The sequence below is a fragment of the Nonomuraea sp. NPDC052265 genome (genome assembly GCF_044547985.1).
In the GTDB taxonomy this organism is placed as follows: domain Bacteria; phylum Actinomycetota; class Actinomycetes; order Streptosporangiales; family Streptosporangiaceae; genus Nonomuraea.
The window spans coordinates 160682-173352 of sequence record NZ_JBIUBJ010000010.1 but is presented as its reverse complement, the minus strand read 5'-3'; the positions used below and the strand labels follow the sequence as shown (position 1 = coordinate 173352).

The following is a 12671-nucleotide window of genomic DNA, read 5'->3' as shown; positions in this document are numbered from 1 at the left end:
TCAGCGGCCAGAAGCCTTCGCGTGGATCAACGGCGGAAAGCGCCGGACGATTCCGGCGTACGGCCCACCGGCACGCCGACGCGAACGCCGGGCAGGCCCGGGAGATCGGCGCGTTGCTCGGGCGGATTCGCGGATGTGCGCCCTGTTGGTCCGCTCTTGGGCGAGCGAATACCCGGGCCGCCGGATATCGTCAGAAGTGTGAACGAACGCGCGGGATCGTGGTTGCCGAAGCTGCAGGAAGTCGGAGAGCGGCTTGCCGAGGAGTTCGTGACGGCCCGGCGCGCATCGTCGGCGCCCGGCCTGCCGCAGCCGCACGAGCTGCGCGCCTCCGACGCCGACCGCGAACGCATCGCGCAGGTGCTCCAGGACGCCCACGCCGACGGCCGGCTCGACCTCGTCGAGCTGGAGGAGCGGCTCGGCGTCGTCTACTCCGCGCGCACGCTCGGCGACCTCGCCGGGCTCACCGCCGACCTGCTCCCGGCCGAGGAGCAGCCGCTCAACCTCGACGGCCGGCCGGTGTCGGCCATCTTCAAGAAGGAGCAGCGCGGCGGGCGCTGGGTGGTGCCCGCCGAGCTCGACGTCACGGCCATGTTCGGTACGACCAAGCTGGACTTCCGCGACGCGATCCTGCAGAACAGCCGGATCGTCATCAACGCCACCCTGGTCTTCGGCGGCCTGGAGATCCACGTGCCGGAGGACCTTGAGGTGATCAGGGTCACCAAGGACAAGACCGTCCGCCTGACCAGGCAGCCGGCCGAGCCCGGCGGCCCCGTGGTCGAGGTGCGCACCACGAACTTCGCCGGCGAGGTCAAGGTCAAGGAACCGCCCAAGCGCAAGCGCCGCCGCTGAGGAGGGTCAGCCGGCCGTGTCGAAGTTGATCGCGCTGTAGGCGCGCAGCTTCCACAGCTGGTGCTCGCTCTCGACCTTCCTGATGGTCCCCGACCGGCCGCGCATCACCAGCGAGCTGGTCACCGCCGCGCCCGACCTGAACCGCACGCCCTGCATCAGCTCGCCCTGGGTGATGCCGGTCGCGGCGAAGAACACGTCGTCCGACCTGACCAGGTCGTTCGTGGTGAGCACCTGGCTGAGGTCGTGCCCGGCGTCGATGGCCTTGCCGCGCTCGGCGTCGTCCCGCGGCCACAGGCGGCCCTGGATCACGCCGCCCAGGCACTTGAGCGCGCACGCGGCCACGATGCCCTCGGGCGTGCCGCCGATGCCCAGCATGAGGTCGATGCCGGTGCCCGCGCGGGCCGCCATGATCGCGCCGGCCACGTCGCCGTCCACGATGAACTTGATCCGGGCGCCCGTCTCCCTGATCTCCTTGACCAGCTTCTCGTGCCGCGGCCGGTCCAGCACGACCACCGTGACGTCGGACGGCGAGCAGTGCTTGGCCCTGGCCACCGCGTTGATGTTGTCGGCCACGGACGCCTCGATGTTCACCACGTCGGCCGCCTCCGGCCCGGTGACCAGCTTCTCCATGTAGAACACCGCGGACGGGTCGTACATCGAGCCGCGCTCGCTCACCGCGATCACCGACACCGCGTCCGGCATGCCGAGCGCCGTCAGCCTGGTCCCGTCGATCGGGTCCACCGCCACGTCGCAGTCGGGGCCGCTGCCGTCGCCCACGCGCTCGCCGTTGTACAACATCGGGGCGTGGTCCTTCTCGCCCTCCCCGATGACCACCACACCGTTCATCGACACTGTGTTGATCAGCTGGCGCATGGCGTTGACCGCCGCGCCGTCGGCGCCGTTCTTGTCGCCGCGGCCCACCCAGCGGGCCGCGGCCATGGCGGCCGCCTCCGTCACGCGTACCAGCTCCATCGCCAGGTTGCGGTCGGGGGCGTGCTCGCCCGTCGCGAGCGCTGCCGGTACCGACGTCTGATCAGACATGCTGAGCCTCCTCGTTGAGAACTCTCTCGATCGTAGTTGCCGGTCTATTCCCGGTCAGATGGGGATAATCTGCCCAGTCCTGCTCCCCCCTCCGCACGAGGGCCGCCGCGCGATGGTCAGGGACCGGCGAAAGGGGATATCTATATGGGTGCCCCGCATGACGGAGAACGGATTTTGCGCCATATCGCGTGCGCGTCGAAGATCTCGCCTCCACCATGGACATGCGCCCCCGCCGTGGAGGAGATCGAATGAGCGAAGTGGAACACGCGGTGACCCAGCCTCGCACGTCCGAGCGGGGGGCTGCGACGCGGAGCTCGCTGCTGGCCGCCGCGAGGGAGGTCTTCGTCTCCAAGGGGTTCGCCGAGGCCGGCGTGACGGACGTCGTCGCCAAAGCCGACGCCAGCGTGGGAAGCCTCTATCACCACTTCTCCGGCAAGGCCGACCTCTACCTCACCTTGTGGGAGGAATGGCAGGCCCGGCAGGCCCAGCGCACCAAGCAGGCCGCCCGTACGGCCCGCGCCGCCGGCGAGGGCGACCCCATGCGCGTGTTCATCGACGCCGCCCGCGCCTACCTCGAAGGCTGCCTGGAGGAACGCGAGCTGGCCGTCCTGTTCCTGCGCGGCGACGGCCCGCCCGGCTTCGAGGTGGTCATGCGCGACCGGCTGCGCACGTGGGCCCAGCGCAACGCCGCCCTGTTCGAGGACGAGCCCGCGCTCGTCGTCGTGGTCACCGGCGCCCTGGCCGCGGCCGTCAGCGAGATCGTCTTCTCCGGCGACCGCGCGATGGTCGACGAGGTGCTGGCGATCATCGGCCAGATCAGGCCCGCCGCTTCGGCGACCGCACCCTCCAGCGGGTAACCTCGCCAAGTGTGCGACGGTTCACCCAAGGTTTCTACGGCTACGCGGTAGCCCTCTTCGTGTGTTTCGCGGGCGTGGGGCTCTTCATGCTCGTCGCCCCGCAGAGCCGTGAGGAGCACATCCCGCGGCTCGACTACTCGATCACCGTCGCCAACTTCGGGCACGACGTGCCCTACCAGGTGTGGTCCCCGCAGAAGGACCCGGCGGGCTGGGTGCCCAACAGCAACAGGATCGCCAAGGGCGAGAACGGCGCGCAGGTGCTCTACCTCGGCTACGCCACCGCCGAGCGGCAGCACGCCATGTTCGCCCAGAGCGACGAGAAGCCGGCCGCCGAGTTCGCCAACCGCATGACCGGCATCGCCAGGTCGTCCGGCAGCCGGCAGGTGGGCGGGGTGACGTGGGAGCAGCGTTTCCGCGAGGACAAGAACCAGCGCTCGCTCGTCCGCGTGCTCCCCGACGTCACCCTCGTGGTCACCGGCACGGCCGACTGGCCCGAGCTGGCCGAGCTGGCCGGGCTCCTCCAGCAGCGCGCCAAGGGATGACCCTGGCCGGGCGCGGCGGCGTCTAGGGTGGTGGCCGTGGCAGACGAGAAGACACCTTCGTACGAGCAGGCCCGCGAGGAGCTGACCGAGGTGGTGCGCCGCCTGGAGACGGGCGGGCTCACCCTGGAGCAGTCGATCGAGCTCTGGGAGCGCGGCGAGAAGCTCGCGGCCGTCTGCGAGGAGTGGCTCCAGGGCGCCCGGGTCAAGCTCGCCGCCGCCATGGCCAGGCGCTCGGAGCCGGGCGCCGACGACGCCCCGTTCTGATCCTCTAGGAGGCGGTGCGGTCGAGCGCCACCACCGGGATGCGGCGGCTGGTCTTGGCCTCGTACTCCGCGAAGCCGGGGGCGATCTCGACCATGCGGGCGTAGAGCCGGTCGCGCTCCTCACCCTCGATGAAGTCGGCCTTCACCCCGAACGTCTCGGTGCCGACCTCGGCGGTCGCCGTGGGGTTGGCACGCAGGTTGTGGTACCAGGCCGGGTGGTTGTCGGCGCCCGCGTTGGAGGCGATGATCACATAGCGGTCGCCGTCGGCCAGGTACATCACCGGGGTGGTCGTCGGCCTGCCGCTCTTGGCGCCCGTCGTCGTGATCAGCACCAGCGACGCACCCTCGAACGGGCCGCCCACCCGGCCCTCGTTGGCCCGGAATTCGTCAATGATCTGCTGGTTGAACGAGTTGGTCATCTCAGCTCCTGATAATCGGAGAGTTCTCCGATTCGGAGAATACCGGAGACTTCTCCGTTTACAAGCGGGGTTATGCTCCAGGCGTGTGCGCACGTGACCTGCTGCCCGTCGTCGGGCAACCCCAGCCCGAGCGGGCCGACGCCGCGCGCAACCGCCGGAAGATCATCGAGGTGGCCGCCACGATGATCGCCGAGCGCGGCGCCGACGAGCTCTCGCTCGACGAGGTGGCCAAGGCCGCCTGCGTGGGCGTGGGCACCGTCTACCGGCGCTTCGGCGACCGGGCGGGGCTCGTCCTCGCGCTGATCGACGAGCGGGAGCGGCGGTTCCAGGCTTCGTTCCTGAGCGGCCCGCCGCCGCTCGGGCCCGGCGCGCCGCCGGCCGAGCGGGTCACGGCCTTCCTGCACGCGCTGGTCGATCGCGTCGTCGAGCAGCAGGACCTGTTCCTGCTGCTGGAGAACGGGCCGGGCAAGGCGCGCTACAGCGGGCCGTACAAGGTGCATCAGGTGCACCTGGCGGGCCTGCTCACCGAGGCCCGGCCGGGGGCCCACGTCGCCTACCTGGCCGACGCGCTGCTCGCGCCGGTCACCGCCTGGTTGATCAAGTTCCAGCGGGAGGAGCGCGGCATGACGGTGGAGGGCGTCAAGGCCGGCCTCGCCGACCTGGCCGCCGCCGTCCTGCGCGGGCCCTAGTCCTCCGTACGGACCGCGAGCCGGTCGTCGCTCAGCCGGATCGTCAGCGGAGTGCCCGGCGGCACGTCCTTGGCCAGGCGTACGACCTCGCCCGACGGATGTTGCACGATCGCGTAGCCGCGTTCCAGCGTGGCCGCCGGGGACAGCGCGACCAGGCGGGCCCGCAGGTGCGTGAGGTCGTCGGCGGCCCGGTCGAGCGAGCCGGTCAGCGAGCGCCTGGCCCGCTCCCGCAGCGCGTCGACCTGCTCGGCCCGGCGTTCGAGCTCGCGTACCGGATCGGCCAGCGACGGCCGCGAGCGCACCGACGTCAGCCACGACATCTCGCGGTCGAGCCAGCCGTTGAGCACCCGGCGCCCGCGGTCGCGGAGCTGACGGATCAGCGCGAGCTGCTCGCCCACGTCGGGCACGACCTTCTTGGCGGCGTCGGTGGGCGTGGAGGCGCGTACGTCGGCCACCAGGTCGAGCAGCGGGCTGTCCTGCTCGTGGCCGATCGCGCTGACCACGGGGGTGCGGCAGGCGGCCACCGCGCGCACGAGCGTCTCGTCGGAGAACGGCAGCAGGTCCTCCAGCGAGCCGCCGCCGCGGGCCACGACGATCACCTCGACCTCGGGGTCGGCGTCGAGCTTGCGCAGCGCCTCGGTGACCTCCCCGACCGCGTACGGCCCCTGGACGGCCACCTCCTCCACCTTGAACCGCACGGCCGGCCAGCGGCGGCGGGCGTTCTCCAGCACGTCGCGCTCGGCGGCCGAGTCGCGCCCGCAGACGAGCCCGATCGTGCCCGGCAGGAACGGCAGCCGCCGTTTCCTGTCGGCGTTGAACAGCCCCTCGGTGGCCAGCAACCGGCGCAACCGCTCCAGCCTGGCCAGCAGCTCGCCCACGCCGACGGGCCGGATCTCCATCGCCGTGAAGGCGAACGAGCCCTTGTTGACCCAGAAGTCCGGCTTGACGTGCACCACGACCCTCGCCCCGTCGGACGGGCGCGGCTCGGCCGCCTCATAGACGCCGCGCGGAGCCGTGACCCGGGCCGAGACGTTGGCCACCGGGTCACGCAGGGTCAGGAACACCGTGCCGCCGCGTGCGCTCAGATCGGTGATCTGGCCCTCGACCCACACCGTGCCGAGCCTGCCGATCCAGCCGCCCACCATCTGCAGGACCGTGCGGATCGGCAGCGGAGACTCGGGTGTGGTCTTCGAGGTCATGGCGGAAGACTACGGGTTCGCCGCGACTACTCCCCGGTCCGCAGCTTGGTCAGCCGCTTCTCGAACATGCGCACGACCTCGTCGCGGGCCTGGGTGGCGCGCTCGTAGGCCAGGTAGTCGCCGATCTGCTCGGCGGACTTTCCGCGCATCCTGGCCCGCAGGGAGGCCACGGTCAGCTCGGAGTAGCCGGGCAGCGGCTCGGCCAGGTCGTCCGGGACGGCCTTGGGCTCGTCCAAGGGGGCGGCCGGCTCGGTGACGGCCTCCGCGGCGGCCTTGAGGACGCCGTCCTGGGGCGCGGCGGCGGGTTCGGGCTGCTCGGTGACGGCGGCGGGCTCGGCGCTGGGCTCGACGGCGGGCTTGGCGGCCTTCGTCGCCTTCGCGGGCTTGGCGGTCGTGGTGGCCTTCGTGCTCTTGGCGGTCTTCGTGCCCTTGGTGCTCCTGGCGGGCTTCGCGGCGCTCTTGTCGGCGGGCTCGACGACCTCGGGAGCAGCCTCGGCGGCGGCGGCCTCAGGCGCGACCTCCGCCTCGACGGCGGGCGCGGGCTCGACGGCGGGCTTGGGCTCGACGGCGGGCTTGGGCTCGACGGCGGGCTTGACCTCGGCCTCCGCCGGGGTCTCCGTCGGGGTTTCCGCCTTGGGCTCGGCCTCCGTCTTGGCCGGAGCCTCCGTCTTGGCGGTGGCCTCCGTCTTGGGCGCGGTCTCCGGGGCGGTCTCCGGCGCGGTCTCCGGCTTGGTGGCGGTCTTGCCGGCGGGGGCGAAGATGACCGGGTCCGGCTTGCGCTTGGCCGACCCGTTGGGCGCGGCCTCCGGACGCGGCGTGAAGATCACCGGCTCCTTGCGCGCCGGCTTCTCGTCCTCGGCCGGGGGAGCGGCGACCTGCTCGGCGATGGAGGGACGTGACTCCTGCTCCTCCTCGCGCTCCTCCTTCGAGCCCAGCCCCTTGATGGAGTTCTTCACCCGGTCCACCACCAGCAACGCCTGCCCGGCGGCGCTGAGCGTGGTCTGGACGACGAGCAGTGGCAGGTCCTTGGCCTTCTCCTTGAGTTCGTCCTTGTTGGTAACGGTTCTGGCGATGTTGCGTATCACGTCGCTGAGGGACATGACGTCTCCCTGGGAGGTCTGTATTGGACGGCCAGTCTGGCAAACGGCGGGCGACCACGCACGCGCAGCCCTGATGGCCGCTCCACGTAGCATAAGAAGTATGGAGCCCCAGACCCCCACTTCCCGCCGAGTACTCGTAGCCAAGCCGCGCGGCTACTGTGCCGGAGTCGATCGAGCCGTGGTAGCGGTCGAGAAGGCCCTGGAGCAGTACGGCGCGCCGGTCTACGTCCGCAAGCAGATCGTGCACAACACCCACGTCGTCAAGACGCTGGAGGCCAGGGGCGCCATCTTCGTCGAGGAGACCGATGAGGTGCCCGAGGGCGAGATCGTGGTGTTCTCGGCCCACGGCGTCTCGCCGACCGTGCACGAGGAGGCCAGGCAGCGCGGCCTGCGCACCATCGACGCCACCTGCCCGCTGGTCACGAAGGTGCACAACGAGGCCAAGCGGTTCGCCGCCCAGGACTACGACATCCTGCTCATCGGGCACGAAGGCCACGAAGAGGTCGAGGGCACCTCGGGTGAGGCCCCCGATCACATCCAGCTCGTCGACGGCCTCGACTCGGTCGGGAAGGTCCAGGTGAAGGACCCCGACAAGCTCGTGTGGCTCTCGCAGACCACCCTGTCGGTCGACGAGACCACCGAGACGGTCGCCCGCCTCAAGGAGCGCTTCCCCACCCTGCTCGACCCGCCGAGCGACGACATCTGCTACGCCACCCAGAACCGGCAGGTCGCGGTGAAGGAGATCGCCGCCGAGGCCCAGCTCGTGATCGTGGTCGGGTCGGAGAACTCCTCCAACTCCAAGCGCCTGGTCGAGGTGGCCAAGGACTACGGCGCCGAGGCCGCCTACCTGGTGGACAACGCCGGCTTCATCCAGGACGAATGGCTCGAAGGCGTCACCACGGTCGGCGTGACCAGCGGCGCGTCGGTGCCGGAGGAACTGGTCGACGAGGTGCTCGAGCGGCTGGCCGGCCACGGCTTCGGCGACGTGCGCGAGGTCGAGTCGGTGCAGGAGAGCATGCGCTTCGCGCTGCCGCACGAGCTGCGCAAGGACCTTCGCGTGTCCTAGTCGTCGCCGCGCGGGGTGCCGTAGACCTTGGGCTCGAAGTAGCCCTCCGGCTCGGGCACGAACGGCTGTCGCGGGCGCGGCATCTCCGCGCCCGCCTTCAGCTCCTCGCGCAGCTCCCGCACGTTGTCGCGCAGGCCGCGCCGCCAGGCCACGGCCAGCACGATCGCCGACCCGGCGAACAGCCAGGGCGCGCCGCGGGTCAGCGAGCCGTACAGGCCGAGGGCCAGCGACTGCACGATCGACACCGAGCCGAAGGCGCGCCCGAGCTCGACGAAGAGCGTCGCGCAGAAGAACACCAGCGGCGGCGTGACCACCAGAGACAGCAGCTCGCGTTTGTTGACCAGGAGCGCGCCGAGCAGGCACGACACCACGAACGCGGCCCCCACCAGGTAGGACAGGCCGAGCACCGCGGTCAGGACATAGCCCGCCAGGGTGGCGACCAGGATGAGCGCGATGGCGCCGCGAGCGGTCAGCCTGACGCCGGAGCGCCTGCCCTTCTCTGCCACTGTCCCACCCCCGTTTACGGCGACCCGCCTGCCAACTTACCGTTCGAGTGCGAAATGAGAGACGTGGTTTCGAGCAGTTCGGGCGAGGCCAGGGGGCGCGGCAGCCCTTCGAGCATGTCGGGGGCGTCCAGATCGCCGTCCACGACGCCGAGATCGTGGAGTTTGCGTGCGGTGACCAGGACGCGGCTTTCGAGCGAACCGACCGACTTGTTGTACGCCTCCACCGCCCGGGTCAGCGCCTTGCCCAGCGACTCCACGTTCCTGCCGAGGGACGCCAGCCGCTCGTACAGCTCCTTGCCCAGCTCGAACACCGCCCGGGCGTTCTCGCTCAGCGCGGCCTGCTGCCAGGCGTAGTGGGCGGTGCGCAACATCGTGATCAGCGTGGTCGGCGTGGCGATGTGCACCCGCCGCGTCATGGCGTACTCCAGCAGCGCGGGGTCGCGTTCGAGCGCGGGCGCGAGGAACGCCTCGCCCGGGATGAACAGCACCACGAACTCCGGCGACGGGTTGAACCCCTGCCAGTACGCCTTGGCCGCCAGCCGGTCGACGTGCTCGCGCACATGCCTGGCGTGCGCGTCGAGCCGGACGGTCGCCAGCGACTCGTCACCCGCCTCGGCCGCCTCCAGGTAGGCCGCCAGCGAGACCTTGGAGTCGACCACAATGTTCTTGCCGCCCGCCAGCCTGACCACCATGTCGGGACGCATCGCGCCCTCGACGACCTGCTCCTCGAAGTCGCAGTGGCGCTGCATCCCGGCGATCTCGGCCACCCGGCGCAGTTGCAGCTCGCCCCACCGCCCGCGGGCCTCGGGCCGCTGCAGGGCCCGGACCAGCGCGGTCGTCTGCGAGCGCAGCTGCTCGTTGCTCTGCTGCACGAACTCCATCTGCTTGGCCAGCTCCGCCCGCGCCGCCCGCTGCCCTGCCTCGGTGTCGCGAAGCTGCGACTCGACCCGCGCGAGCGCCTCCCTCAGCGGCTCGACCAGGTGCTCGACGGCCTGCCTGCGCTGGTCGAGATCGCCGGCGGCCTCGGCGCGGCTGGCCGAGAGCCGGGTCTCGGCCAGTTCGAGGAAACGCACGTTGTTGACGTCGAGGGCGCGCGTGGACAGGGCCTGGAAACGCTCGGCGAGCTGCTCCTCGACGTAGACCAGCTTCTCGGCGGCCGACCTGGCCCGCGCGTCGGCCTCGGCGACCCGCACCGCCGCGCGGGTCCTGGCGACCAGGAAGCCGACGAGGAGTCCGAGGGCGAGCCCGATGAGCAGCGAGACGACATCCACTCCAACGATGATTGCAGCACATCGCGTCTGGATCTTCCCGACACGCTTGCGGATTCCGCTTGTGCGCCGACTGATCCGTCACGCACAGTATTGACATGGCTACCGATCCGCGGCTCGCCGCCGCCGTGTCCGCGGTGTCGGTGGCCCTGATCGCCCTGGCCGGAGCTGTGATCACCGGTCCCGGCGGCGCTCCCGGCGGCGCCGAGGCGCCCGCGGCCACCCGTCCGACGCTGCGCTGGACGCCCGGCGCCTGCGTGACCGACCGCTACGCGCTGATCGCCTGCAACGGCGGCGACTCCGAGGTGCTGGCCATCGCCCACGACCCGCCGCTGCCCGCCGACTGCCCCGACGACACCGACGACGTGCTCCGCATCGGCCTGGGCCGCACGGCCTGCGTACGGTCCTTCCTGGCCCCGCACGCCGGCGCGCCCGGTGGTGGCGGCGGCGTGCTCGGACCCGGCGACTGCGTGGCGCTCGACGGCCGGGAACGTCCGTGCGCGGGCTCCGGCTGGTACGGCAGATCCATCGCGATCACCTCGTCCGCGCACGAATGCCCCTCGACCACCCTCGACACGCTCGAAAGCGGAGCGGACGTCGTCTGCCTGGGCGTCGGCGGTCAGGTGCTCGCCGTGGGCGCGTGCGTGGCCAGACCGGCCGCCGACGTGGTCGCCAGGTCGGCGGTGACCAGGGCCGCCTGCGGCTCGTCCGCCGCCTGGGCCCGCGTCGTCTCCTTCGAGGCCACGCCCTCGGCCTGCCCGTCCGACGCCCAGCGCTACCTGCGCGCGGCGCCCGGGACGTACCGTCCGGTGACCTGCCTGCACCTGCTCAGCAAGTAAACTCGCTGTCCGTGAGCCTTTCCATCGGCATCGTCGGCCTGCCCAACGTCGGTAAGTCCACGCTCTTCAACGCGCTGACCAAGACCGGCAACGCACTCGCCGCGAACTACCCGTTCGCCACCATCGAGCCCAACGTGGGGATCGTGGGCGTGCCCGACGACCGCCTGCCCAAGCTGGCCGAGATCTTCGGCTCGGCCCGCATCCTGCCCGCCAAGGTCGAGTTCGTCGACATCGCGGGCCTGGTCAAGGGGGCCTCCGAGGGGCAGGGGAGGGGCAACCAGTTCCTCGCCAACATCCGCGACACCGACGCGATCTGCCAGGTCATCCGCGTCTTCGGCGACCCCGACGTCACGCACGTCGACGGCGAGATCTCCCCCAAGCGGGACATCGAGACCATCAACACCGAGCTGATCATGGCCGACCTGCAGACGGTCGAGAAGGCCGTTCCGCGCCTGCAGAAGGAGGCGCGCAACAACAAGGACAAGAAGGCCGCGCTGGAGGCCGCCGAGGCCGCGCTGGCCGTCCTGGAGACCGGCAGGACCATCTTCGAGAGCGGTCTCGACCGGGAGGAGCTGCGCGAGCTCCACCTGCTCACCGCCAAGCCCTTCCTCTACGTCTTCAACCTCGACGCCGACGAGCTGACCGACACCGCGCTCAAGGAGCAGCTGTCGGCCATCGTCGCCCCCGCCGAGGCCGTCTTCCTCGACGCCAAGATCGAGTCCGAGCTGGTCGAGCTCGACGAGGAGGAGGCCCTGGAGCTGCTCCAGTCGGTCGGCCAGGAGGAGTCGGGCCTGCGCCAGCTCGCCCGGGTCGGCTTCGAGACGCTGGGCCTGCAGACCTACCTGACCGCAGGCCCGAAGGAGACCAGGGCCTGGACGATCCGCAAGGGCGCCACGGCGCCCGAGGCGGCCGGCGTGATCCACACCGACTTCCAGCGCGGCTTCATCAAGGCCGAGGTGGTCTCCTTCGACGACCTGGTCGAGGTGGGCTCCATCGCCGCTGCCCGATCCGCGGGCAAGGCCCGGATCGAGGGCAAGGACTACGTCATGCGCGACGGCGACGTGGTGGAGTTCCGCTTCAACGTCTGATCCGCGCTATCCGAGCAGCCCGCCGAGCAGGGCCGCGGGGCCGCCGCTGAGCGGGAGGCCACCTCCGCCGCCGCCGCTGTTGCCGGCGGGCTTCTTGTCGAAGTGGATGAGCTCGTTCGCGTACGTGCCCCCCTGGCACACGGCCTTGCCGCGGCCGACGGGGGTGACCTTGCCGCCCGCGCCGGTGCACTCGCTGTCGGTGACCCAGGAGGGCGCGGCGGCGGCCGGGGAGGGGGCGGTGAGGGCGAACGCGGCGAGCGCAGCGGCGGGCAGGAGGGCGGCGGCGAGGCGACGCATCACATCAGTCCAATCACGGTGGGCTAACTTTCGCTACGCTAGGTTACCGGCGGATCGCCGTCGAAAGCCCATCGTCCGGACGACGAACGCGCAGGCCCTTCCGGGATTATGTGATTCCGGGACAACTGAGGCGTCAACCACTTTGGGGCCCTACGCGTCGAATCGTCACGGCGTTCACGCTGACTCGGGAGGCCCTCATGATCCGACGCATCATCCGGAAGCGACGTCCGGCGCCCACACTCGCGGGCATCAGCCTGGAGGAGGAGCTGGCCCTGATCAGGGTCGAGCTCATGTACGGGCTGCGCGTCAACCGTGAGGCCTACCTGCGAAGGAAGGTCGACGAGCGCAACGAGCTGGCCAGCCGCATGCGGGAGCGGGACGCCGCCTCAATGCTCGCCGACCTCCGGGGGTCGCTGGAGCGCGCGGTCTCGCCCACGGTCGTCGACCTGCACAGCCGTCGCCGGGCGCACGCGGGCCAGGACCCCGAGCCCGCCTGAGCCGAGGTTGTCGTACCCCAGAAGTGGTGCATAACACCCTCTGTCCCCCTCTCATGCCAAATGCGCAGGTCGGGAGCATCTATGCCCGTTTTGGACAGGTATCCATGTCTGCCGCGCTAGGCGGAATTAGGCGTCTGGCCTGGTCAAATGG

General features: G+C 70.9%; 16 protein-coding genes. 9 read left to right on the top strand and 7 right to left on the bottom strand.

What is annotated here, in order from left to right; all coding sequences use genetic code 11:
* Positions 1–198: 198 nt before the first annotated feature.
* Positions 199–849, top strand: coding sequence for a DUF1707 domain-containing protein (locus ACIHAD_RS27985; protein ID WP_397357601.1), 651 nt, complete (start codon positions 199–201; stop codon positions 847–849).
* A 6-nt stretch (positions 850–855) separates the two neighbouring features.
* Here ACIHAD_RS27985 and glpX read toward each other — a convergent pair whose 3' ends face one another.
* A complete protein-coding gene (gene glpX, locus ACIHAD_RS27980) occupies positions 856–1890 on the bottom strand; it encodes a class II fructose-bisphosphatase (protein ID WP_358010052.1) in 1035 nt (344 codons plus the stop codon).
* A gap of 248 nt (positions 1891–2138) precedes the next feature.
* Here glpX and ACIHAD_RS27975 point away from each other — a divergent pair, with 248 nt between their 5' ends.
* From ACIHAD_RS27975 to ACIHAD_RS27965, 3 genes are read left to right on the top strand one after another with little or no spacing between them, the layout of a single operon-like run.
* On the top strand, positions 2139–2747 hold the full coding sequence (locus tag ACIHAD_RS27975; protein WP_397357600.1) for a TetR/AcrR family transcriptional regulator: 609 nt from the start codon (positions 2139–2141) through the stop codon (positions 2745–2747).
* A gap of 11 nt (positions 2748–2758) precedes the next feature.
* The gene (locus ACIHAD_RS27970) at positions 2759–3289 is read left to right on the top strand and encodes a DUF4245 domain-containing protein (RefSeq protein ID WP_397357599.1); all 531 of its coding nucleotides are present in this window, start codon (positions 2759–2761) and stop codon (positions 3287–3289) included.
* A 36-nt stretch (positions 3290–3325) separates the two neighbouring features.
* On the top strand, positions 3326–3553 hold the full coding sequence (locus ACIHAD_RS27965; protein WP_125636712.1) for an exodeoxyribonuclease VII small subunit: 228 nt from the start codon (positions 3326–3328) through the stop codon (positions 3551–3553).
* A 4-nt stretch (positions 3554–3557) separates the two neighbouring features.
* Here the strand turns inward: ACIHAD_RS27965 and ACIHAD_RS27960 are convergent, their stop codons facing one another.
* Entirely contained in the window at positions 3558–3971 is a 414-nt protein-coding gene (locus ACIHAD_RS27960; RefSeq protein WP_397357598.1) for a nitroreductase family deazaflavin-dependent oxidoreductase, read from the bottom strand.
* An 83-nt stretch (positions 3972–4054) separates the two neighbouring features.
* Here ACIHAD_RS27960 and ACIHAD_RS27955 point away from each other — a divergent pair, with 83 nt between their 5' ends.
* Positions 4055–4660 carry a TetR/AcrR family transcriptional regulator gene (locus tag ACIHAD_RS27955; protein ID WP_397357597.1) on the top strand — a complete coding sequence of 202 codons (606 nt, stop codon included), beginning with the start codon at positions 4055–4057 and terminating at the stop codon, positions 4658–4660.
* Here the strand turns inward: ACIHAD_RS27955 and xseA are convergent.
* Together xseA and ACIHAD_RS27945 are read right to left on the bottom strand one after the other, a co-directional pair.
* A complete protein-coding gene (xseA, locus tag ACIHAD_RS27950; protein ID WP_397357596.1) occupies positions 4657–5859 on the bottom strand; it encodes an exodeoxyribonuclease VII large subunit in 1203 nt (400 codons plus the stop codon). The two genes, ACIHAD_RS27955 and xseA, sit on opposite strands and share 4 nt — an antisense overlap.
* Positions 5860–5885: 26 nt before the next feature.
* A complete protein-coding gene (locus ACIHAD_RS27945) occupies positions 5886–6959 on the bottom strand; it encodes a hypothetical protein (RefSeq protein WP_397357595.1) in 1074 nt (357 codons plus the stop codon).
* A gap of 100 nt (positions 6960–7059) precedes the next feature.
* Between ACIHAD_RS27945 and ACIHAD_RS27940 the strand changes: the two genes are divergently transcribed.
* Positions 7060–8025: a 4-hydroxy-3-methylbut-2-enyl diphosphate reductase gene (locus ACIHAD_RS27940; RefSeq protein WP_397357594.1), complete on the top strand. Its 966-nt coding sequence runs from the start codon at positions 7060–7062 to the stop codon at positions 8023–8025.
* Here the strand turns inward: ACIHAD_RS27940 and ACIHAD_RS27935 are convergent.
* Positions 8022–8531: a DUF6542 domain-containing protein gene (locus ACIHAD_RS27935; RefSeq protein ID WP_397357593.1), complete on the bottom strand. Its 510-nt coding sequence runs from the start codon at positions 8529–8531 to the stop codon at positions 8022–8024. The two genes, ACIHAD_RS27940 and ACIHAD_RS27935, sit on opposite strands and share 4 nt — an antisense overlap.
* Before the next feature lie 14 nt (positions 8532–8545).
* Positions 8546–9802 (bottom strand): DNA recombination protein RmuC, encoded by a 1257-nt coding sequence (locus ACIHAD_RS27930; RefSeq protein WP_397357592.1) that lies wholly within the window; start codon positions 9800–9802, stop codon positions 8546–8548.
* A gap of 95 nt (positions 9803–9897) precedes the next feature.
* Between ACIHAD_RS27930 and ACIHAD_RS27925 the strand changes: the two genes are divergently transcribed.
* Both ACIHAD_RS27925 and ychF read left to right on the top strand, forming a co-directional pair.
* Positions 9898–10638, top strand: a complete 741-nt coding sequence (locus tag ACIHAD_RS27925) for a hypothetical protein (protein WP_397357591.1) — start codon at positions 9898–9900, stop codon at positions 10636–10638.
* Between the two features lie 11 nt (positions 10639–10649).
* Entirely contained in the window at positions 10650–11726 is a 1077-nt protein-coding gene (ychF, locus tag ACIHAD_RS27920; protein ID WP_397357590.1) for a redox-regulated ATPase YchF, read from the top strand.
* A 6-nt stretch (positions 11727–11732) separates the two neighbouring features.
* Here the strand turns inward: ychF and ACIHAD_RS27915 are convergent, their stop codons facing one another.
* Positions 11733–12023 carry a hypothetical protein gene (locus ACIHAD_RS27915; RefSeq protein ID WP_397357589.1) on the bottom strand — a complete coding sequence of 97 codons (291 nt, stop codon included), beginning with the start codon at positions 12021–12023 and terminating at the stop codon, positions 11733–11735.
* 197 nt (positions 12024–12220) lie between these two features.
* On the opposite strand from ACIHAD_RS27915, the gene ACIHAD_RS27910 reads away from it, so the two are divergent.
* The gene (locus tag ACIHAD_RS27910; RefSeq protein WP_397357588.1) at positions 12221–12520 is read left to right on the top strand and encodes a hypothetical protein; all 300 of its coding nucleotides are present in this window, start codon (positions 12221–12223) and stop codon (positions 12518–12520) included.
* Positions 12521–12671: the final 151 nt, after the last annotated feature.

Excerpts from the sequence above, each read along its gene's own strand:
- xseA (WP_397357596.1), bottom strand. The coding sequence starts at position 5,859 with ATGACCTCGAAGACCACACCCGAGTCTCCGCTGCCGATCCGCACGGTC.
- ACIHAD_RS27910 (WP_397357588.1), top strand. The coding sequence starts at position 12,221 with ATGATCCGACGCATCATCCGGAAGCGACGTCCGGCGCCCACACTCGCG.
- ACIHAD_RS27960 (WP_397357598.1), bottom strand. The coding sequence starts at position 3,971 with ATGACCAACTCGTTCAACCAGCAGATCATTGACGAATTCCGGGCCAAC.
- ACIHAD_RS27975 (WP_397357600.1), top strand. The coding sequence starts at position 2,139 with ATGAGCGAAGTGGAACACGCGGTGACCCAGCCTCGCACGTCCGAGCGG.
- ACIHAD_RS27945 (WP_397357595.1), bottom strand. The coding sequence starts at position 6,959 with ATGTCCCTCAGCGACGTGATACGCAACATCGCCAGAACCGTTACCAAC.
- glpX (WP_358010052.1), bottom strand. The coding sequence starts at position 1,890 with ATGTCTGATCAGACGTCGGTACCGGCAGCGCTCGCGACGGGCGAGCAC.
- ACIHAD_RS27925 (WP_397357591.1), top strand. The coding sequence starts at position 9,898 with ATGGCTACCGATCCGCGGCTCGCCGCCGCCGTGTCCGCGGTGTCGGTG.
- ACIHAD_RS27915 (WP_397357589.1), bottom strand. The coding sequence starts at position 12,023 with ATGCGTCGCCTCGCCGCCGCCCTCCTGCCCGCCGCTGCGCTCGCCGCG.
- ACIHAD_RS27940 (WP_397357594.1), top strand. The coding sequence starts at position 7,060 with ATGGAGCCCCAGACCCCCACTTCCCGCCGAGTACTCGTAGCCAAGCCG.